This is a genomic window from Nocardia sp. FDAARGOS_372 (genome assembly GCF_002554515.1).
GTDB classification, from domain to species: domain Bacteria; phylum Actinomycetota; class Actinomycetes; order Mycobacteriales; family Mycobacteriaceae; genus Nocardia; species Nocardia farcinica.
Genome location: NZ_PDDW01000001.1, coordinates 1,559,762 through 1,579,127, shown reverse-complemented (window position 1 = coordinate 1,579,127; position 19,366 = coordinate 1,559,762). Strand labels below are relative to the sequence as shown.

The 19,366-nt window shown below is 72.7% G+C and carries 20 protein-coding genes; 18 read left to right on the top strand and 2 right to left on the bottom strand.

Features of this window, described 5'->3' with window-relative positions:
* The first annotated feature begins 329 nt into the window (after positions 1 to 329).
* The 10 genes from CRM89_RS07890 to CRM89_RS07845 are packed head-to-tail and all read left to right on the top strand — an operon-like array spanning position 330 to position 10,197.
* Positions 330 to 1,103 (top strand): ABC transporter permease, encoded by a 774-nt coding sequence (locus CRM89_RS07890; RefSeq protein ID WP_098086916.1) that lies wholly within the window; start codon positions 330 to 332, stop codon positions 1,101 to 1,103.
* Positions 1,100 to 1,987 (top strand): ABC transporter permease, encoded by an 888-nt coding sequence (locus CRM89_RS07885; protein WP_098083624.1) that lies wholly within the window; start codon positions 1,100 to 1,102, stop codon positions 1,985 to 1,987. The genes CRM89_RS07890 and CRM89_RS07885 overlap by 4 nt, the downstream gene beginning before the upstream one ends.
* A gap of 7 nt (positions 1,988 to 1,994) precedes the next feature.
* The gene (locus tag CRM89_RS07880) at positions 1,995 to 3,020 is read left to right on the top strand and encodes an Mce family protein (RefSeq protein WP_098083623.1); all 1,026 of its coding nucleotides are present in this window, start codon (positions 1,995 to 1,997) and stop codon (positions 3,018 to 3,020) included.
* Complete coding sequence (locus CRM89_RS07875; RefSeq protein WP_098083622.1) at positions 3,017 to 4,033, top strand: MlaD family protein; 1,017 nt, start codon at positions 3,017 to 3,019, stop codon at positions 4,031 to 4,033. Before CRM89_RS07880 ends, CRM89_RS07875 begins: the two co-directional genes overlap by 4 nt.
* Positions 4,033 to 5,049 carry an MlaD family protein gene (locus tag CRM89_RS07870; protein ID WP_228786459.1) on the top strand — a complete coding sequence of 339 codons (1,017 nt, stop codon included), beginning with the start codon at positions 4,033 to 4,035 and terminating at the stop codon, positions 5,047 to 5,049. The genes CRM89_RS07875 and CRM89_RS07870 overlap by 1 nt, the downstream gene beginning before the upstream one ends.
* Entirely contained in the window at positions 5,049 to 6,104 is a 1,056-nt protein-coding gene (locus CRM89_RS07865) for an MlaD family protein (RefSeq protein WP_127516100.1), read from the top strand. The genes CRM89_RS07870 and CRM89_RS07865 overlap by 1 nt, the downstream gene beginning before the upstream one ends.
* Positions 6,101 to 7,141, top strand: coding sequence for an MlaD family protein (locus CRM89_RS07860; protein WP_098083619.1), 1,041 nt, complete (start codon positions 6,101 to 6,103; stop codon positions 7,139 to 7,141). The genes CRM89_RS07865 and CRM89_RS07860 overlap by 4 nt, the downstream gene beginning before the upstream one ends.
* Positions 7,138 to 8,148, top strand: coding sequence for an MlaD family protein (locus CRM89_RS07855; RefSeq protein WP_098083618.1), 1,011 nt, complete (start codon positions 7,138 to 7,140; stop codon positions 8,146 to 8,148). Before CRM89_RS07860 ends, CRM89_RS07855 begins: the two co-directional genes overlap by 4 nt.
* Entirely contained in the window at positions 8,145 to 9,179 is a 1,035-nt protein-coding gene (locus CRM89_RS07850) for a hypothetical protein (protein ID WP_098083617.1), read from the top strand. Before CRM89_RS07855 ends, CRM89_RS07850 begins: the two co-directional genes overlap by 4 nt.
* A gap of 22 nt (positions 9,180 to 9,201) precedes the next feature.
* Positions 9,202 to 10,197, top strand: a complete 996-nt coding sequence (locus CRM89_RS07845) for an oxygenase MpaB family protein (protein ID WP_170986749.1) — start codon at positions 9,202 to 9,204, stop codon at positions 10,195 to 10,197.
* A 1-nt stretch (position 10,198) separates the two neighbouring features.
* Here the strand turns inward: CRM89_RS07845 and CRM89_RS07840 are convergent, their stop codons facing one another.
* On the bottom strand, positions 10,199 to 10,792 hold the full coding sequence (locus tag CRM89_RS07840; protein ID WP_041561030.1) for a TetR/AcrR family transcriptional regulator: 594 nt from the start codon (positions 10,790 to 10,792) through the stop codon (positions 10,199 to 10,201).
* 348 nt (positions 10,793 to 11,140) lie between these two features.
* Here CRM89_RS07840 and CRM89_RS07835 point away from each other — a divergent pair, with 348 nt between their 5' ends.
* Positions 11,141 to 12,133, top strand: coding sequence for an oxygenase MpaB family protein (locus CRM89_RS07835; RefSeq protein WP_228792018.1), 993 nt, complete (start codon positions 11,141 to 11,143; stop codon positions 12,131 to 12,133).
* Positions 12,134 to 12,189: 56 nt separating this feature from the next.
* On the opposite strand, the gene CRM89_RS07830 is transcribed toward CRM89_RS07835, so the two are convergent.
* Positions 12,190 to 13,167: a LysR family transcriptional regulator gene (locus CRM89_RS07830; RefSeq protein WP_098083615.1), complete on the bottom strand. Its 978-nt coding sequence runs from the start codon at positions 13,165 to 13,167 to the stop codon at positions 12,190 to 12,192.
* A 100-nt stretch (positions 13,168 to 13,267) separates the two neighbouring features.
* Here CRM89_RS07830 and CRM89_RS07825 point away from each other — a divergent pair, with 100 nt between their 5' ends.
* The 7 genes from CRM89_RS07825 to CRM89_RS32200 all read left to right on the top strand — a co-directional run bounded on the left by CRM89_RS07825 (position 13,268) and on the right by CRM89_RS32200 (position 19,274).
* Positions 13,268 to 14,458 (top strand): MFS transporter, encoded by a 1,191-nt coding sequence (locus tag CRM89_RS07825; RefSeq protein WP_098086914.1) that lies wholly within the window; start codon positions 13,268 to 13,270, stop codon positions 14,456 to 14,458.
* Between the two features lie 122 nt (positions 14,459 to 14,580).
* Positions 14,581 to 15,486 (top strand): alpha/beta hydrolase, encoded by a 906-nt coding sequence (locus CRM89_RS07820; RefSeq protein ID WP_229435026.1) that lies wholly within the window; start codon positions 14,581 to 14,583, stop codon positions 15,484 to 15,486.
* 76 nt (positions 15,487 to 15,562) lie between these two features.
* Complete coding sequence (locus tag CRM89_RS07815) at positions 15,563 to 16,141, top strand: NADPH-dependent FMN reductase (protein ID WP_098086913.1); 579 nt, start codon at positions 15,563 to 15,565, stop codon at positions 16,139 to 16,141.
* Positions 16,138 to 17,622, top strand: coding sequence for a DHA2 family efflux MFS transporter permease subunit (locus CRM89_RS07810; protein ID WP_098083613.1), 1,485 nt, complete (start codon positions 16,138 to 16,140; stop codon positions 17,620 to 17,622). The genes CRM89_RS07815 and CRM89_RS07810 overlap by 4 nt, the downstream gene beginning before the upstream one ends.
* Positions 17,623 to 17,708: 86 nt before the next feature.
* Positions 17,709 to 18,227, top strand: coding sequence for an FBP domain-containing protein (locus CRM89_RS07805; protein WP_086838761.1), 519 nt, complete (start codon positions 17,709 to 17,711; stop codon positions 18,225 to 18,227).
* Entirely contained in the window at positions 18,227 to 18,799 is a 573-nt protein-coding gene (locus CRM89_RS31965; RefSeq protein WP_249355101.1) for a TetR/AcrR family transcriptional regulator, read from the top strand. The genes CRM89_RS07805 and CRM89_RS31965 overlap by 1 nt, the downstream gene beginning before the upstream one ends.
* 13 nt (positions 18,800 to 18,812) lie before the next feature.
* Positions 18,813 to 19,274: a DUF4158 domain-containing protein gene (locus tag CRM89_RS32200; RefSeq protein ID WP_076573431.1), complete on the top strand. Its 462-nt coding sequence runs from the start codon at positions 18,813 to 18,815 to the stop codon at positions 19,272 to 19,274.
* Positions 19,275 to 19,366 lie beyond the last annotated feature (92 nt).

Sequence of the window (19,366 nt, the reverse complement as noted above, 5' to 3'; positions counted from 1 at the left end):
CTGTGGCGGCGCGGAAACCGGCCGCGCCGCCCGGATCGGTGATCGGCGCCCGTGTGTCGGGGCGTGTCGTGAGTCCTTGACCGGTCGACGGCGATCATTCGTGCCGAATCGCCTCCGAGGCGGTCTCTGGATTGATAGTCTGCCCCACATCGAACTATCAAAGTTCGAACCTTCCCCCGATCGGCTCCCCGGTGTGCGGTGACGCGCGCGGTGGGGCGGACGCAGCGGCAGGAGTGGACGTGTCGGGTGAGTACGCGCCGGCGGCAGTGTGGCCGCCGGACAGCACGGACGAGCAGCGCGCGAGTGCGGTGCTGGTCCTGCGCGGGCGAATCCTGTCCGCGGTCTGCACTTTCGGCCGCACGGTGCGCCTCGGGGTGCGTGCCACCGTCCTCGCGGCCACCGACCTGGCGGCGGGCCGGTTCCCGCTGCGGGAAGCGGTGGTGCAGGCGTGGTTCTTCGCCTCGGTGTCCCTGCTGCCGGCGATCCTGATCTCGCTGCCGATGGGTGTGGTGATAGCCGTGCAGGTCGGCAGTCTCACCGAGAACGTCGGCGCGGGCTCGATGGCCGGCGCGGTGGGCGGCGTGGGCGTCATGCAGCAGATCGCGCCGTTGGCGGCGGCACTGCTGGTCGGCGGCGCGGGCGCCTCGGCGATCGCCTCCGATCTGGGCGCGCGCACCATCCGCGAGGAGATCGACGCACTGCGCACGATGGGCATCGACCCGCATCGCCGCCTGGTCGCCCCGCGCGTGGTGGCGATGACCGTGGTGGCGCCGATGCTGGCGGTGCTGGTGATCCTGATGAGCATCCTGGCCAGCTTCCTGGTGGCCTCGGTCGGCCAGGGCGTGGCACCCGGCTCGTACTGGCTGTCCTTCGGCAGCTTCGCCAGTGTCACCGACCTGGTGATCTGCCTGGGCAAGTCGGCGGTGTTCGGCTACCTGGTGGCGGTGATCGCCAGCCAGCGGGGGTTGCAGGCGCAGGGCGGCCCGAAAGGCGTGGCCGACTGCGTGAACGCCGCGGTGGTGCTGGGCCTGCTCGCCTGCCTGGTGGTGAATCTGATCATCACCCAGATCGTGCTGCTGTTCGTCCCGATGGGGTTGTTGTGAGCGCCGCGCCCGGGGGACAGTGGACCACCCGCCCCTCGCCCTACCGTCCACCCGGCCTGCGCTGGACACTGCGCACCCAACGGGCCTGGGACCCGTTGGAGGAACTGGGTTTCCAGCTGCGTTTCGGCATCGCCGCGGTGGCCGGGGCGGGCTGGGCGCTGCGCCGCTACCGCGCGCAGGTCGTCGCGGTGTTCACCGATCTGGCGTGGGGCAACGGCCGCGCGGTGATCGTCGGCGGGGGCGTCGCTCCGGTGCTGGTGGTGATGGGCGTGGTCGCCGGGGCGATGATCGGGTTGGTCGGCATCACCGCCCTGGACACCCTCGGCATGGGTCCGCTGGCGGGGGCGATGTCGGCGCTGGCCAACCCCCGCGAACTCGCCCCCCTCATCGCCGCGGTCGGCTTCGCCGCCCAGGCCGGATGCCGGATGACCGCCGAGATCGGCGCCATGCGCATCGCCGAGGAGATCGACGCGCTCGAAGCCCAGGCCATCGACCCGATCCCGTACGTGGTGTCGACCCGGCTGCTGGCCGCGGTCCTCACCGTGGTGCCCACCTACCTGATCGCCCTGGCACTCGGCTTCCTCACCACGAAGCTGACCGTGACCGCCGTGCACGGGGAAGCGGCGGGCTCCTTCGAGCACTACTTCCACATGTTCGTCGAACCGCGCGACCTGGTCTACTCCCTGGTCAAGGTGGTGATCTTCGTGGTGATCGTCACCGGCGTGCACGCCTATCAGGGCTTCTACGCCACCGGCGGGCCCGAGGGCGTGGGGGTGGCGTCCGGGCGCGCGATCCGCGCGAGCCTGGTGCTGATCGCCACCGCCGACATGGTGCTGACCATCGCGATGTGGGGCTTCGACACCGAGATCGGATTCGGGGGGTGAGGCGACGATGAGCCGGGCGTCGATGTTCTCCGAGCGCGGACCGGGCCGGACCGGGCTGCGGCTGCGCGGACTGGTGCTGCTGGCCGCGCTGATCCTGCTCACCGGCGCGGTGTGGCGCAGCGTGCCACCCGATCGGGCCGGGCAGGCCGGGTTCGACCTGGTCGCGGCCACTCTCGGCGACGGAGTCGGGGTGGACACCCCGGTCCGGCTGCGCGGACGCACCGTCGGCGCGGTCGTGGCGGTCGCGCCGCTGGGCGTGGACCGGCGGCGGGTCTCCATCGGCATCGAAGCGCCGCGGCTGGCCGAGCTGAGCACCGCGATGCAGACCCGCTTCGTCTCGGCCAACCTGTTCGGCTCCACCGCCCTGGAGCTGGTGCCGATGCCCGGCGGGCAGCCGCTGAGCGAAGGCATGGTCCTCGACGTCGGCGACCGGGTGGACAACTTCACCGTCACCGGCATCCTGCGCGAATCCGGCCGCGCGGTCACCGAAGTGCTCACCCCGCGGCTGGCCGCGGCACTGGAGGACGCGGCCGACCTCACCGAAGCCGGTGCGCCGCTGCTCGGCGCGGCGCTGCTGGTCGCGCGCACCTGGCAGCGCGTCGAACGCGTCCCGCTCGCGCAGGCGCTGCCTGCGGTCGCCGACGCCACCGAGGGCGCGGCCGCGTTCACTCCCTCGGCGCTGGGCATCCTCACCGCCCTGGCCTCGGTCGAGGAACTCGACGACGACGTCCACATCGGCCAGGCCTCCGACACCATCTCCGAGGTCTCCAACCTGGTGTTCGCCTTCGCCGGGCAACTCGTCGGCGCGCTCGGCCCCACCTCCGACGCCGTCGACATGCTGCTGGACACGCTGATCCCGCTGAACCAGGCCATGCGCGGGGTGACCCCGGCGCAGGTCGGCGCCCTCACCGACCGCCTCGACGGCGCCCTGCACGGCCACGGCGACGGCGTCGTGCTCGACGTGGAGGTACTGATCGCGGCGATGCCGGCGTTCGCGCTGCCGCTGGCGGCCACCGCGGGGGCGCACCGATGAGAACACCGCGCGCCGCCGCCGTCCGCCTGCTGGGCCTGCTGGCCGTCGTGATCGCGATCCTGCTGCTCGTCGTCGCCGCCATCACCCGCCCGGTCGGCGGCGAAACCCTGGCCTACCACGCCGAATTCGGTGACGTGTTCGGGTTGCAGGACGACGCCGACGTGCGGGTGCGCGGAGTGCAGGTCGGCAAGATCACCGGCATCTCGCTCACCGACGAGCACCGCGCCCTGGTCCGGTTCACCCTGCGCACCGAGCACCGGCTGCGCGCGGGCGACCGGCTGGCCATCCGCTTCCAGAACCTCACCGGCCAGCGCTATCTCGCGGTGCTGCCCGCCGAGACCCCCGGCGCACCGCTGGACCCGGCCGCACCGGTGCGCGACACCATCGACTCCTTCGACATCACCACCGTGTTCAACGGCCTGCGTCCGCTGCTGCGCGAGGCCGACCCGCAGGTGTACAACCGGTTCGCCCGAAACCTGGTCGCGATGATCGAGGGCACCGGCAGCGACCTCACCCCGCTGCTGCGCGATCTGGGCGCGCTGGCCTCCTACGCCGAGGACCGCACCGCCGTCATCGCCACCATCGTCACCAATCTCGACGGCCTGGCGCAGAAACTGCGCGGCCGCTCGGCGAACCTGGAGAACATCCTGCGGGTGTTCCACTCGATCTTCATGCCGGTGGCCAGCCGGATGGAGGAGTTCCTGAGCCTGATGGAGAAGGGCTCGGTGGAGATGAGCGAGATCGTGCGCTCGGCCGACGCCCTGGGCCGGCTGCTGCTCGGCGCCCGCGACAGCTCCGACGCCATGACCGAACGCATCCGCCAAGCCATTCCCGACACCACCGCGGCCGTGCGCTCGCTGACCGCGCTGCCGGGCCTGCTGGCCTCGCTGAACGCGCTCATCCCGCGATCGGAGCCACGGAACCGCTGCGCCGACGGCACACTCACCCCGCCGGTGGCCGCCGCCGTCCTGGTCCAGGGCAGGCACCTGACCGTGTGCGAGGGGAGCCGATGATGGGCGATCGAGCACGCAGGCTGCCCACGCTGGGCGGCGAGGAGGTCGCACCCCGCGCGCAGACGGTGTGGGCGCTGGTGAGCGTGGTGGTGCTCGCGCTGGCCTTCGGCGCGGTCGCGGCGCTCTACACCCATCCGCCCGGCAGCCACACCCACCGCATGCTGCTGCCCGAGACCGGCGGGCTCGGCGTCGGCGACGGCGTCCGGATCGCCGGCGTGCCGGTCGGGCGCGTGACGGCGGTGCGACTGGGGGAGGGGCAGGTCGAGGTGAGCTTCACCGTCGACGCCGACCGGCATCTCGGCGACCGCACCGCGGCCGACATCCGGATGCTCACCCCGGTCGGCGGACTGTATGTGGCACTGCTGCCCGCCGGGGACGCGCCGCTGCGCGAACCGATCCCGGCCGCACGATCCCGGCTGCCGTTCGTCGTCGGGGACCTGGTGGAGCAGGGCGCCGCGGTCGCCGACGAGGTCGACACCCAGGCGCTGCGCACCACCCTCGACGCCGCCGCGCGCGCGGTGACCGGTGCCCCCGGTGCGGTCCGCGAGGCCGTCTCGGCGCTCGGGCAGGTGGTCGGCGCACTGGCCGAACAACGCGACCAGGTGCAGGGCCTGCTCGAGCTGTCCAACGAATACCTGGCCACCGCCCGCGCCAACGAGGTACTCGCCGCCGAGGTGATCCGCGCCTACGCGGTGCTCGGCCCGCAGATCGTGGCCGCCCGCACCGAGGTGCAGATCTTCGCCGACAAGATGACCGCGGTCGTCGGCCTGCTGTTCGACTTCCTCGCCGGCCCCTACGCCGAGAGCCTGGAACCGCTGTTCTTCCCGCTCGAGCAGAGCGCCGATCTGGGCCGCGAACTGCTCGCCACCATCGACGGTGTGCTCGCCGAACTGCGCGGCACCCTCGAACAGCTCGCCGCGCTGGCCGGGCCGCAGGGCCGGGCGCTCATCGATCAGAGCGGCCTGACGGTGCACCGGCCGGACGTGTGCCTGCCGGTGCCGGGAGCGGGGTGCTGATGCGCGCCCACCGGACCCGGGCGCTGCCCGCCCTGCTCGTGCTCGCCGCGGTGGCGGCGCTGGTCACCGCGGTGGCCGCGGTGCGCCTCGAACGCACCCCCACCCGCGCGCTGTGCGCACTGTTCGACACCACCTTCGGCCTCTACGCCGACGCCCCGGTCACCGTCCGCGGCGTCACCGTCGGCCGGGTGCACGCGATCGTGCCCGAGGGCGGGCACGTGCGGGTGGAGATGACCGTCGAACGGCGGCGCCTGTCCGAGCACACCGTCGCCACGGTGGTGAACGCCTCGCTGCTCACCGACCGCCGCGTCGAACTCGTCGACAGCGACGGCCCCGGCGCCGAATTGCCCGCCGAGGGCTGCCTGCCCACCGACCGCACCCGCACCCCGGTCGGCGTCGCCGAGGCGCTGGGCTCGTTCTCCCGCATCGCCGAGGACCTCACCCGCCCCGCCGCCGACGGCACCACCCCGCTGAGCGCGCTGCTCGCCGGAGCCGATCGGGAACTGAGCGGCCTCGGCCCCGAACTGGACCAGCAGCTGCGCTCGCTGTCGCACCTGCTGGCCGCGCCGGAGGTCTTCGGCGCCGAACTCGGCGCACTGCTGGACAATTCGGCCGAACTGAGCCGGTTCGTCACCGCCGAGTGGGCCGACATCAAAACCTCGATGATCACCTTCGGCCCCGGTCTGGAACTGCTCGAACGCACGCTGGTGATCGTCAAGATCCTCGTCGGCAAGCTCGCCGCCGCGCTCGGGCCCCTCGACCGCGCCTTCAACCACCACTTCCCGTACCTGATGGACGCGCTCGAACAGTCGGTGCCGCTGGTCACGCTGGCGCGCACCGAAGCCGAATCCGCCCAGGACCTGCTGGCCACCATTCCGGGGGTGATCACCATGCTGCAGCGCATGATCGACGGCGGCGGGGGACTCGCCGTCGAGTACCGCCCGCCCGCGCTGTGCCCGGCGCCCGACCCCGCGCTGTGCGACGCGGTCGGCGCGCAGGCCGCCCGGGTGCCCGTGCCGCTGGCCGTGCTGGCGGGTGTGGGAGGTGCGCGATGAGCGTGTTCGCGCCATCCGAACCCGGGCACGGTGCCCGCCGGTGGCGGATCGGGGTGCTGGCACTGGCGCTGGTGGTGGCCGGGTGCGGGTTCGACCCCAGCGATCACACCCTGCCCGGCACCGGGGTACGCGGCGCGCACTACCGGCTCGTCGTCGAATTCGAGTCGCTGCTGAGCCTGCCCGCGGGGGCGACGGTGCGCAGCAACGGCGCCGAGGTCGGCGCGGTCGAGCAGATCCGGTTGGACGGCCACGCCGCCCTGGCCGACCTCGACATCCGCGCCGAGGTCGGGCTGCCTGTCGGCACCCGCGCCGAACTGCGGCAGACCACCGTCCTCGGCGACATCTACATCGCCCTGCTGCCCCCGTCCCACCCCGGCACCGACCTGCTGCGCGACGGCGACCGGATCCCGCTGCGCGACACCGAGACCGGGCCCCAGATCGAACAGATCCTCGAGCGCATGGCGGCCTTCGTCAACGGCGGCAGCGCCACCCGCACCCAGGACGCGCTCGAACAGCTGGTCGCGATGATGCCGGCGGACCCCGCCGAGACCAGCGCCCTGGCCGCGCAACTGGGCACCGACCTGGCGGCCACCGTCGAGCACCTGCCCGACCTGGACCGCATGATCGCCGCCACCGACGCGGTGAGCGCGCGGCTGCACCGGATGCGCGAGGAGGTGGGGTTCCTGTTCTCCGAGACCGCGCGCCGCCGCCTGGACCGAGTGCCGCAGTTCATGACCGCCGTGCTCAACGTCGTCATCGACGTCAACACCCTCACCACCGGGCTGGACTGGCTGATCCCGCGCCTGCCGCACATCAACGAGGCGCTGGAGAAGGCGGCCACGCTGCTGCGCGAACCGAGCCCCGACGCCAGCACCTGGGCGGGCAACGGTGCGCGGCTGTCGGAGCTGATGACCGGCAAGGTGGTGCCGTTCCTGGGGGCGCCCGCCCTGAACGTGCGCCGCATCGGGGTCACCGGCAGCCCGAGCGGTGAGGTGGACGCGCTGATCCTGCTGCGGCTGATCGGAGTGCTGCCGTGACCCGCATCCCCGCCCGGTACTCCGCCCTGGTCCTGATCCTGGTGACCGTGCTCGGCGTCGGCTATCTCGCCCTCGGTGTGCTGCGCATCGATCCGACGGTGCGGCACAACCACGTCAGCGTCCGGATGGACCATGCGGCCGGGCTGACGCCGGGAGCGAGCGTGGTGTACCGGGGTGTGGACATCGGCACGGTCGAAGCGGTCGACAGCGTGCCCGGCGGCGTCGAGATCCGGCTCTCCTACGATCGCGCCCACCGCATTTCGGCCGACGCGGCCATGGCCGTGGAGAACCTCTCGGCGCTCGGCGAGCCGGTGTTCGCCTTCCTGCCCGCCGACACCGACTCCGCGGACGAATCCGCCGACGGCGGTACGGTATTCGCCGACGGCGGTGCCGTTCTCGCCGACGGTGACGAGCTCAGGGGCACCGTCACCGCACCCACCTCGGTGCCCGAACTGCTGGCCACGTCCTCGACGTTGCTGAGCCAGACCGACACCGACACCGTGGTCCGGCTGGTGGAGACTTTCACCGCCGCCGTCGAACACGCGGACACCACCGCGCCCGCGCTGGCCCGCGCCGCCGACGTGCTCGCCCGCACGCTGGCGGTGCACCAGCCCTCGCTCGAGGCGGTGCTGCGCAACCTGATGGCGCTGCTGCCCGACGTGGACTGGATGAAGCCGGTGCTCACCGCCGCCCCACCGCAACTGGACGCCTTCGGTGACACCCTCGGCGTCTCCTACGAGTTCCTGTTCGAGGGTTCGGCGCTGTTGCGCGGCCGCGAAGTCCTCGGCTCCTGGCGCGAGGAACAGCAACGCTTCGTCGACTTCCTGGCCCGCCTCGCCCCCGAACTCGGCGCGCTCGGCGTCGCCCTGCGACCGGTCACCACCGCCACCGGCCCCGCCCTGGGCGCACTCGACCTGGCCACCCTGCTCGATCAGGCCATGACCGCACTACCCGGCGACCACCTGCGCATCACCCTCCAACCCCCCGTCGACCAAGGACCACCATGAGCCCCACCGAGATCCGCCACCGCGACACCGCGGAGAACGACATCGCGGAGAACGCCACCGCCGCCCCGGCCCCCGACGCGGTGGCGCCCGCACGCGCAGCGGCCGAATCGGCCCGGTCCACCGCCCAGGACAGTGCGGTCCAGGCGGGTGCAGGCGGGGTGGCGGGACCGGACCGGCCGACTGCGCAGGGCACCACTGCGGGTGGCAGCGAGGGAGGCGGTGCGTCCGAACGTGCCCAGCCGGCGGCGCTGGACACCGCTGCGGTCGACGCCGAGGCAGGTGGCGCGGCGGAACCGGCCCAGCCCACCGCCCAGGACACCGCGGTCACGGGCGCCGCCGCTATCGGGGCGGTGGAAGAGGCTGAGCACGACCCGGTGCGCAGCGGCCCGGGCGATGCGCCGGGCGCCGCGTCCGCCGACGAAAAGACCGCTGCCACAGCCGAACCCGGCACGGAGTGCTGGGCCGATCGCGCGCTGTCCGTCCTGCGCGCGGTGCGCCGTCCGACCCGGTCGGCCGTCGTCGTCGCCGTCGCGCTGCTCGTCGCCGCCGCGGCGGTGCTGGCCTGGCGGACCGACGACGCGGCCGGCGAACTCGCCGCCCTGCGCGCCCAGCTCGACACCGACGCCGCCGCGCAGCGGGTCGCCGCCGACTACGCGCTGGGGGTCTCGCAGGTGCAGTCCGGCGACCTCGAGGCGTGGCGCTCGGCGTTGCGGCGCGGTGTCACCGAACAGTTGGCGGCCAAACTGTCCGCCGCCGTGGACGTGGTGGGCCCGTGGCTGCGGCAGGTGGACTATTCGGCCACCGCCGAGCCGCTGGCCGCGACCGTGCAGCGCCGCGACGGCGACCTGTACGTGGTGCAGGTGTTCGTCGACATGACCTCGCGCAGCAGCCAGACGCCCGAGGGCGTGGTCGCCACCGCCGCCTACACCGTCACCCTCAACCGCGCCGCCGGCTGGACCATCACCGACGTCGGCGGCGTCGCGCCCGACCTTCCGGTCCCTTCCGCGGACGCGACTCCCGCGCCGCGCTGACCCCCTCTCGAAGGAGCACGCCATGACCACTGCCGCCGACAAGTCCGTGCCGCGCATCCCCCGCGCGAGCACCGCCCGGACCCCCGCGCCCGCGCCGCGGGTGTGGGTGGGCGAGGACGCCGAGCCCATCGAACTGGTCGCGCCGGATTCGCTCACCGCGGAGATGGTGGGCCACTGGACCTATCTCATCCTGGAAGGCGCCGCGTTCGCCATGCAGGGCATGCACCCGGTGATCCGCGAAGTGACCGACCGCTATTCGGTGGCGCGTACCGATCCGGGCGGGCGCGCGATCCGCTCGGTGGACTCGGTGCTGCGCTGGACCTACGGCGGTCTGGAGGCGGTGCAGGAAGGCAGGCGGTTGCGCTCGCTGCACGAACCGCTGACGATGCGCGGCAGCGACGGCAAGCGCATCGGTGCGTTGAACGCCGACGCCTACCAGTGGGTGATCGCCACCGCCTACGTCACCACCGCCAAGGCAGGCCCGCTGTTGATCGGGCGTGAGTTCACCGCCACCGAACTCGACGAGCTGCTGGCCGACAACATCCGCATCGCCAAGATCCTGCAGGTGCCGATGAAGGGCTATCCGCAGACCCGCGCGGAGTTCGACGCCTACTACGAGCGCATGGTGAACGAGGTGCTGCGCGCCGACGAGGCGATGCGCACCGAGTTCGCGCTGATGCGCGCCGGGGACAGCGAGCAGTTGCGGGCGATGCCGTTCCCGCGCAGGCAGATCGCGCGCACAATGGCCAGGCCGGTGCTGCGTTTCACCTACCTGTCGATCGTGGGCCTGCTCGATCCCCGGTTGCGGGCGATGATCGGGGTGGACTGGTCGCCGCAGGAACAGCGCACCCTCGAACAGATCTATGCCTGGATCCGGCTGGCCTACCGGGTGTTGCCCGAACGGCTGACCTACTTCCCGATCGCCTACCACGCCCGCCAACACCATCGGAGCATCCTGAAGATGAAGGAGCGGGAGCTGAAGTCGGCCGCCTACAAGGTGCGGCCCAAGCAGGTGTAGGTCACCGGCCGCCGGGGTGTGGGAACAGCAGCGGTGCCAGGAAGCGGCGGGCGAACTGCCGGGCCGCCGCGGCGTCGTCCAGCGGCAGCACCCCGCGCGGGTTGGAGATGAACGACATGGTCAGCCGGACGAACAGTTCGGCGACCACGTCGGTGTCGAAATCGCCGAGTTCACCGCGCCGTTGCCAGTGCGAGAGGAACCGGGCGACCAGGGCGCGGCCCTGTTCGATGAACTCGTCGCCGGTGAGGAAGCTGGTCAGTTCGCCCGCCGCGGAGGAGACCCGCAGGCTGCGGGTGAGCAGCCGGGGTGCGCGGGCCTCGCTGACGAAGGCGGCGAACATCTCCGCCAGGGCGCTGACCGGTCCGGCCGAACGGCGCACCGCTTCGGCCATGATCAGCCCGACGCGTTGGGATTCGGCCATCAGCGCGTAGCGCACGAGCGCCGATTTGGTGCCGAACCGCCGATAGACCGTGGCCACGCCGACGCCGGCGAGTTCGGCGATGCGGACCATGGTGGTCTCCTCGAAGCCGACTTCGGCGAAGCAGTCGCGGGCGGCGTCGACGATGCGGCGTGAGCGGGCATCGAGTGCGGCCAGGTCGGCCCAGGTCGTCCCGGCGGCGGCGAGGAATTCGGTGGCGGTGCTGTGGTTCTCGCCGTCGCTGTGGTGCTCGCCGGTGCGGGTGCGTGCCGAGACGGGGCGGGCGCTCTCGCCGACGGCGGCGGGGTAGGCGCTGCTCGGGTCCTCGGGATGGGCGCTCACCGGCCTGAGCCTACCGCCGGACCTGCCGGCCACCTGTGTCGACACCGCGCACCGTCCCATCTCCGGCGGGTCGCGGGTCTCGCGTGCGGCCTACCGGAATGATAGTCTGAACGGTATTAATCTATCACTGACCGTCCAGTGCTGTCCCCGGCAGACTGGACGACGGCCCTGCAGAGGTGCGTCATGACAACGAACGCAGCGTTGCCCGTTGTTTCCGAAACCGACACCGCCCCAGGCGGATCCGCGACCGCGGATCGGGTCCGTCCCGAAGTGCTCGCCGAATTCCGCAAGCACACCGCCAGCGTGCTCACCGGCGTGTTCGCCGCGTCGGCCTTCGATCAGGTCGCGCTGGTCCCGGTCGCGGCGGCGGTGGATCGCAGCGGCCGCTTCGCCGCCAACTTCGCCGACCGCGGTGTGCGCAGCGGCGCCTCGGGCATCCTCGCGCTGTGGGGCGACCCGGTCGATCGCAAGGCCGAAGCGGAATGGCTCAAGGAACGTCACCGCGACGTGCACGGACACGGCAAGGGCGCCTATCGCGACGTGCGCTACAGCGCGCTGAACCCCAAGACCTGGGTGTGGATCGGGGTGAGCGGCATGTTCGTGCCGCTGAACACCTTCACCTACTGCACCGGCATCGAGCTGCGGCCCGCGGAGCAGGAGGCGGCCTATCAGATGATGCGCGAAACCTTCGCCGAGCTGGAGCTGGCCTCGAAGTCGGGCAAGCTGCCCGCGGACCTGGCGGCGGCACGGCGGTACTACGACGACATGGTCGAACACGAACTGGCCACCAATCCCTTCCTGGTGCAGGAGTTCGCCAAGCTGACCCGGTTGCCGCTGCCGACGCTGGGGATCTCGCCGGTGGTGCGCGCGGTGGTGCTGCCGTTGTGGTTGCTGATCCGGCCGCTGGTGGGCCACGTCATCCAGGTGTGCTCGGCCCAGGCGATGCATCCCGGGGTGCGGCGGCTGGTCGGTTTCGACCTGAAGCGCAGGCACGACATCGAATTCGCGGTGTACGTGCGGGTGTTGCAGACGGCGTGGCGGTTCCTGCCCGATCGGTTGCTGCTGGCTCCGCTGGCCTACAACCGGCTCCAGTACGAGAAGCTGGTGCGCGCGCACCGCAAATACGCGCTCGACACCTTCGCCGTGCCGTCGAACGAATCGGGCTGCCCGATCTGAGTCACCGCCGGGCGCCCGCGTGATAGCTGTCTGACTGGCATCTATCACATCGGGGGTCAGGCCCGCACCGGCGCCCCGATGCCGCGGACGCGGGGCGCCGCGGCGCGCGATCCCGCAGGCAAGTCGGTGGCGTCGGGCGGCTGGTGGCCGAGGACCAGGGCCAGCGTGTCGGAAAACGCGCGCACCCGCGCCGTTTCGTGCTCGCGCCGCCACACCAGGCCCAGCCGCGACACCGGCAGGCCGCGGACCGGGACGAAGCTGACCGCCCGACGGCGATGCGATTCCGCCGTCGGATGGCACAGCAGCATCGCCGCCGCACCGGCGGCGACCGTGGCCAGTCCTTCCTCGAGGGTCGCCACCGCCGGGCCGGCCGGTATCGTGCGCCCGCTGGGGGTGCGATCGGGGGCTTGGGCGAGCCGCCAGTAGTCCGGTGCGGGACCGCGGAGTCCGACCAGCGGGCAGCCGGCGAGTTCCTCCGCGGTCACGGCCTCGCGCCCGGCCAGCCGATGCCCGGACGGCAACGCCAGCATCTGCTGCTGCCCGTCGAACACCGGGCCCAGCACCAGGTCGCGTTCGCCCATCGGCAGCAGCACCACCGCCAGATCGATCTCGCCGCGCCGCAGTGCGCCGAACGGGTCCGCGAGCGGGATCTCGGTCAATTCCAGCCGGCAGCCCGGGTATCGGGTCGCGAACCGTTCCACCGCCCGCATCAGGTGCTCGTCGGAGGCGCCCTGGAAGCCCAGCCGCAGCACCCCGTCCACGCCGCCCGCGGCGGCCCGCGCGGCCTCGAGCACCGACCGCAGCGCGGCATAGGCGGGCCGCAGCTGCGCGGCGAATTCCGCGCCCAACGGCGTGAGCCGCACGGTGCGGCTGGTGCGTTCCACCAGCCGCCCGCCGATACGCTGCTCGAGCGCGCGCAGCAGCTGGCTCACCCGGCTCTGGGACAGGTAGAGGCGGGCGGCGGCGCGACCGAAGTGCAGTTCGTCGGCGAGGGCGAGAAACGCCTCCAGTTCCCGTGGTTCGACACCGCTCACCGGGCGTTCCCCTTCCTGACCTCCGACGATGAGTTCAGCTCATCGAACCGTGAGAGCTTCGTCGTTGTTCCCGCGCCCGCGGCTGCCTTGGCTGGACACCATGACAGACCTTCGACAGACACCCCAGGACACCGGCCGTCCGGTCCGCGGCTGGCTCGGCGTCGCCGCCGTCACCGGCGCCACCTTCACCGTCGTGACCTCCGAGATGCTGCCGGTCGGCCTGCTGACGCCGATGAGTGCCGACCTGCGGGTCAGCGAGGGCGTCGGCGGGCTCACCCTCACCATCACCGGGCTGGTGGCCGCGGTCGCGGCGCCGCTGCTGACCCCGGCCCTGGGGCGCGTCGACCGGAAGACCGTGTGGGCGGTGCTGTTGACGGTGCTGACCGTCGGCAATCTCGCCGCGGCGCTGGCGCCCGGCTTCGCGGTCATGGTGGCCGCGCGGGTGCTGGTCGGCATCGGGATGGGCGGGGTGTGGTCGATCGCGGCGGGCACGGCCGTGCGGCTGGTGCCCGAGTCCCAGGCCGCGCGCGCGACGACGCTGGTGTTCAGCGGTGTCGCGGTCGCCTCGGTGCTCGGCATCCCCGCGGGCACCTACGCGGGCGCGCTGATGGGGTGGCGGGCGGCGTTCCTGGCGGCCGTGGCGGTGGGCGTGCTGCTCCTGGTCGCGGCCGCGATCCTGCTGCCACCGCTGCCGCCGGTCCGCGTCACCGGATTCGTCGAGTCGCTGGGGCTGCTGCGCCTTCCGGCACTGCGCACCGGACTGATCGCGGTGGCGCTGCTGGTGACCGGTCATTTCGCCGCCTACACCTACATCCGTCCCGCGCTCGAGCAGCTCACCGGCGCCGGCCCCGCCACCGTCGGTACCGTGCTGCTGCTGTTCGGCATCGCGGGCGTGGCGGGCAATTTCACCGCCGGCGCCAGGGCGGCGCGGGCCCCGCGCACGACCCTGCGGGTCCTGGCCGCCATCCTGGCCGCCGCCGCGACACTGACCCCGCTGCTCGGCACGGCCGTGCCGACGGCCGCCGCCCTGATCGCGGTGTGGGGTCTGGCCTACGGCGGTGTGTCGGTGACCGCCCAGAACTGGGTCTTCGCCGCCGCTCCCGACCACCGGGAGGCGTCCTCGGCCCTGTTCGTCGGGGTGTTCAACGGTGCCATCGCCGCGGGCGCCTTCCTCGGCGGTGTCCTCGCCGACCGGCTCGGGGCCACCGCGTCGCTGCTGATCGGTGGCGCGGCGGCGGCCGCGGCGGCACTGGTGAGCGCCACCGGCCGTGCGCGCACCGCGCAACTCTGAGCAGCCTGGCGCACTGTCCCGGCCCCGGGACCGTTCGCGCAGGTGGCGGCCGGTGAGGACGGGGGAGCGGACGCCCTGGAACGCGAGTTGTGCGGCCCCGATTCCGGCCGCACGCTCGGGGCGTGGACTTTTCGACCTACGCCGCCTTCCTCCCCCCGTCCCTGCGCGGGGAACCACTCGCCGCTCCCGAACCCACCTGGTGGCCCTGGCGCGGCAGGCAGGTACACATCGCCCGCGCCACCCGCCCCGAGGCACGCGCCCGGATCCTGGCCGTGCACGGGGCGGGCGGGCACGCCGGACTCGTCTGGCCATTCGCCGCGCTGGCCGCCCGCGCCGGGATCGACGCGGCCGCGGTCGATCTGCCGCTCTACGGCGACACCCGCGAACCCGACCCGCGCGGGGTGCGCTACCGCGACTGGGTCGACCTGCTCACCGACCTGGTCCGCGCCGAGACCGACGCCGATCCGCGGCCGTTGATCCTGTTCGGCGCCAGCATCGGCGGCCTGCTCGCCTACGAGGCGGCCGCGCGCAGCGGCCGTGTCGCGCACGTGCTGGCGACCTGCCTCCTCGACCCCGCCGACCCGGCCGCCCGCCGCGCCGCGGCCCGCTGGTCGTGGACCGGGGCCGCCGCCCCCACCCTGCTCGGCGCGCTCGGCCCGGCCGCCCGGCTGCGGGTGCCGATCCGCTGGCTGGCCGACCTGGCGAACATGAGCGCCGATCCCGCCGTCTCCCGGGCCTGCGCCACCGATCCGCGCGGCGGCGGAATCCGCGTCCCGCTGGGATTCCTCGCCGACTACTTCACGTTCGAACACACCCGCCCGCAGCACTACACCGCCGCCCCGGTGACGCTGGTGCATCCGGCCGCCGACCGCTGGACCCCGCCCGAACTCAGCCTGCGCTTCCTCGACCGGATCGCCGCCGAGCATCGTGCGGTGCTGTTGGCGAACTGCGGACACTTCCCGCTCGAGGAACCCGGCGTGCATGTGCTGCGCGAGACGATCGAAGCGGTGGTCGCCGCCACCACTTGACCTCAACATTGGTTGAGGAAGCACGGTGGACTCCGACGCCGATCGCCGGCGATCGCCGAGACATCCGGAGGACACCGTGCCCACACCGCATCCCACCCCGTTGACGCTCGCCGTCATCGTCGCCAGCACCAGGGCGGGCCGCTTCGGCCCCACCGTCGCCGACTGGTTCCTCGACCACGTCCGCACCCGCCCGGAACTGTCGCCCGTCGTCGTCGACGTCGCCGCCGCCGACCTGCCGCACACCTTCGGCGCCCCCGCACCGGCGCTGGCCGACATCGGCGCCACCCTGGCCGCCGCCGACGCCTTCGTCGTCGTCACCCCCGAGTACAACCACAGCTACCCGGGTGGGCTGAAGAACCTCATCGACCTGCACAGCGCCCACTGGCGGGCCAAGCCGGTCGCCTTCGTCAGCTACGGCGGACGCTCCGGCGGGCTGCGGGCCGTCGAACATCTGCGCGCGGTCTTCGCCGAACTGCACACCGTCACCGTGCGCGACACCGTGAGCTTCCACGACCCGTGGACGGCCCGCGACGACACCGGCGCGCTGCAGGCGGGCGAGGGCGCCGAACTCGCCGCGAAAACCCTGCTCGACCAACTCGTCTGGTGGGCCGAAGCGCTGCGCGCCGCCCGCGCGACCCGCCCCTACGTCGCATGAGCGCGCCGGTGCGTCCCCGGGCGCCGATGACGGTCGCGCTGGTCCTGATGGTCGGCTCGATCATGGCCACCCTGGACCAGACCATCGTCAACGTCGCCGTCAACCGGCTCTCCGCCGACTTCGACGTCCCACTGGCCACCGTGCAGTGGGTCACCACCGGCTACGCCCTCGCGCTCGGCGCGGTGGTGCCCGCCTCGGCGTGGGCGATGGGCCGCTTCGGCGCCAAACGCCTCTACCTGACCGCGGTGGTGGCCTTCGCGCTGGGCTCCCTGCTGGCCGGACTGGCGTGGAACATCGGCTCGCTCATCGCCTTCCGGGTCGCGCAGGGGGTGGGCGGGGGATTGCTGATGCCCGTCGGCATGACCATCCTCGTGCGTGCGGCCACCCCCGAGCGGCTCGGCCGGCTGATGAGCACGCTGGGTCTGGCGATCCTGGTCGGCCCGCTCGCCGGGCCGGTGTTGGGCGGCTACCTGATCGACGAGGTGTCGTGGCGGTGGATGTTCCTGGTGAACGTGCCGGTGGCCGCGCTGGTGCTGGTGCTGGCGAGCCGGGTGTTCCCGGCCGACCTGCCCGAGCCGCGCCGCCGCCTCGACGTGGTCGGGCTGCTGCTGATGTCCCCGGGACTGGCGCTGGTGATCTACGCCGTCACCGCCGCCACCGAACGGGGTGGCTTCGCCTCGCCCGCGGTGCTCACGCCGCTGCTGGCGGGCGCGGGCCTGGTCGCGGCGTTCGTGCACCGCGGCCTGACCGCGCCCGAGCCGCTGCTGGACCTGCGGGTGCTGCGCAACCCCGTCATCGGTGCCGCGGCGGCGCTGGTCGGGTTGTTCGCCGCCGGGTACTTCGGCTCGATGCTGTTGCAGCCGTTGTACTTCCAGCTCGCGCGCGGGGAGACCGCGACGATGGCGGGCGCGCTCGGTATCCCGTTCGCGCTGGCCTCGGGGCTGACCATGCAGGTGGCGGGCAGGCTCATCGACCGGATACCGCCGGGCCGCTACCTGCCGGTCTCCATCGGGGTGGGTGTGGCCGGATTCCTGCTCTTCCGTGCCCAACTCGACGCCGACGCCTCCTACTGGGGGCTGTGCGCGGCCATGCTGTTGATGGGCGCGGGTGGGGGAGGCACGATCATGCCCGCGCTCACCACCGCCACCCGTGCCCTCGCGCCCGAGCAGCAGTCCTCGGGCACCACCACGGTGAACATGGTCAGCACCACCGCGATGGCGATCGGCACGGCGCTGGCGTCGGTGGTGCTGTCGGCGCTGCTGCCGATCGACGGCGGCCTGCAGGCGCTGCACCGGCTCGACCCGGCCGCGCGGGCCGCCCTCGCCCCGGCCCTGGCCGAGACCTTCCACGACGCCTACCTGCTCGCCCCGGTGCTGATGGGTCTCGCGCTGGTGCCCGCCCTGCTGTTGCCGCGCCGCCGAATCGATGCCGACCGTGTGCCTGGCGAGCGGCAGGCACTCGCGTCCGTCGAGCCGGCCTGAGGACGGAAGGCGCACGGGGTGGGGCCGATCCGAAGTTGTACCGTGGTACAAATTGTATCCATGTACAACTTCGGATCGGAGCCACCATGCGCCCCCTGACCAGAGACGAGGTCCGCGCCGCCATCGCCAACACCGACCCCGGCGAACGGGTGCGCCTGCCCACCTGGTTCGACGAGGTCACCTGGGACCGCATCGACTACCTGGCCTGGCGCGACCCCCGCGCCCCCGTCCGCGCCTACCTCGTCACCGACATCGACGGCACCGCACTCGGCGCACTGCTGCGCCAATGCCCCAGCCAACCCGCCCTGGCCTCCCGCGCCCTCATGTGCGACCTGTGCCGCGCCACCCGCCGCTTCAACGAGGTCTCCCTGTTCACCGCGCGCCGCCCCGCCAAGGACAAACGCCACCGACTCAGCACCCGCGGCCTGCACCTGTGCACCGACCTCGACTGCCACACCACCGTCACCACCCCGCCACCCACCGGCCCACACGACCCACCCGCCGCCGACGTCATCGCCGCCCGCCGGGAGGGCCTGCGCGCCCGCACCGCCGCCTTCCTATGCTCGATCACCGACACCCGCCGACCCACGACCCGGAGACGGTGATGGCATACCTGACACGCGCGCAACGCCGCCGCTCCATCGTGGACGCCGCGGCCGCGGTGGTGGCCCGCGCGGGCCTCGGCGCGGTCACCGCCCGCGCCGTCGCCGAAGAACTCGGCGGCTCCCCGGGCCAGATCCACCACCACTTCGCCTCCACCGACGAACTCGCCGCCGAAGGCTGGCGGCACTACGCCACCACCGAAATCGAGTCCTACGAACAGGCCGCCGCGGGACTCGACACCCACGCCGCACTCACCCTGTTCTTCGCCGACCTCGTCGAGGACACCGACGGCGACGGCCGCGCCCTGGCCCGCTGGGCCGAAGCAGGTGCCCACGCCCAGCTGCGCCCCGCCGTCGCCGCCGCCTACCTCGACACCCTCGCCCGCCTCACCGACGTCCTCGCCACCGTCCTGGCCGCCACCCACCCCGACCCCGGCCACGCCCGCGCCGCCGCCGGACGACTGCTGATGCTCGGCGTCGGCCTGGCCGGACTCACCCGCCTCACCGACCGGCCACCCGTGCCGGCCGCCACCGTCATGCGCACGGCCATCCAGGCCGAAACCACTACCCGGTGATGAGCTCGACCTGGTGGGCGGTAAGCGGGGTGCGACGCGGTTGGGGTTCGCGATCTTGCTGAGGTTCTACACTGAGCATGGCCGTTCCCCCCCCGGGGGGCGGGCCGAGATCTCGGACAACGCGGTCGCGTACATGGCGCGTCAGGTGGGAGTGGAGCGGACCGACATCGCGTTCTCCGACTGGTCGGGCCGTACGATCGAGTACCACCGTGCCCGGATCCGGCGGGCGCTGGGTTTTCGGGAGTGCAGCGTCGCCGACGCAGACGCGTTGACATGGTGGCTGGTCGATCACGTCACCCAGGCCGAGCGGAGTCCGGAACGAGTGCGTGAGCATCTCCTGGCCGAGTGCCGACGATGGAAGCTGAAGCCCCTACGGCGGGCCGGATCGTGCGGTCCGGGTCGAGCCGGGGTGAGGAGCTGCTGTTCGACCGGGTGTCGTCGCGGTTGCCGACCGAGGTGGTCGCGAAGCTGGTGACACTGGTTGCCCCGGTTGATTCAGAGGATGGCGAGTTGGAGGGCGTAGCGCGGTGCTGGCGTCGATCGGTCGGACCCGGGAAACGTCAGCTT

What these genes read in the sequence shown, in the direction of transcription:
- CRM89_RS07880 (WP_098083623.1), top strand. Translation starts at nt 1,995, where the DNA reads ATGAGCCGGGCGTCGATGTTCTCCGAGCGCGGACCGGGCCGGACCGGG.
- CRM89_RS07875 (WP_098083622.1), top strand. Translation starts at nt 3,017, where the DNA reads ATGAGAACACCGCGCGCCGCCGCCGTCCGCCTGCTGGGCCTGCTGGCC.
- CRM89_RS07870 (WP_228786459.1), top strand. Translation starts at nt 4,033, where the DNA reads ATGGGCGATCGAGCACGCAGGCTGCCCACGCTGGGCGGCGAGGAGGTC.
- CRM89_RS07865 (WP_127516100.1), top strand. Translation starts at nt 5,049, where the DNA reads ATGCGCGCCCACCGGACCCGGGCGCTGCCCGCCCTGCTCGTGCTCGCC.
- CRM89_RS07860 (WP_098083619.1), top strand. Translation starts at nt 6,101, where the DNA reads ATGAGCGTGTTCGCGCCATCCGAACCCGGGCACGGTGCCCGCCGGTGG.
- CRM89_RS07850 (WP_098083617.1), top strand. Translation starts at nt 8,145, where the DNA reads ATGAGCCCCACCGAGATCCGCCACCGCGACACCGCGGAGAACGACATC.
- CRM89_RS07845 (WP_170986749.1), top strand. Translation starts at nt 9,202, where the DNA reads ATGACCACTGCCGCCGACAAGTCCGTGCCGCGCATCCCCCGCGCGAGC.
- CRM89_RS07835 (WP_228792018.1), top strand. Translation starts at nt 11,141, where the DNA reads ATGACAACGAACGCAGCGTTGCCCGTTGTTTCCGAAACCGACACCGCC.
- CRM89_RS07825 (WP_098086914.1), top strand. Translation starts at nt 13,268, where the DNA reads ATGACAGACCTTCGACAGACACCCCAGGACACCGGCCGTCCGGTCCGC.
- CRM89_RS07810 (WP_098083613.1), top strand. Translation starts at nt 16,138, where the DNA reads ATGAGCGCGCCGGTGCGTCCCCGGGCGCCGATGACGGTCGCGCTGGTC.
- CRM89_RS07805 (WP_086838761.1), top strand. Translation starts at nt 17,709, where the DNA reads ATGCGCCCCCTGACCAGAGACGAGGTCCGCGCCGCCATCGCCAACACC.
- CRM89_RS31965 (WP_249355101.1), top strand. Translation starts at nt 18,227, where the DNA reads ATGGCATACCTGACACGCGCGCAACGCCGCCGCTCCATCGTGGACGCC.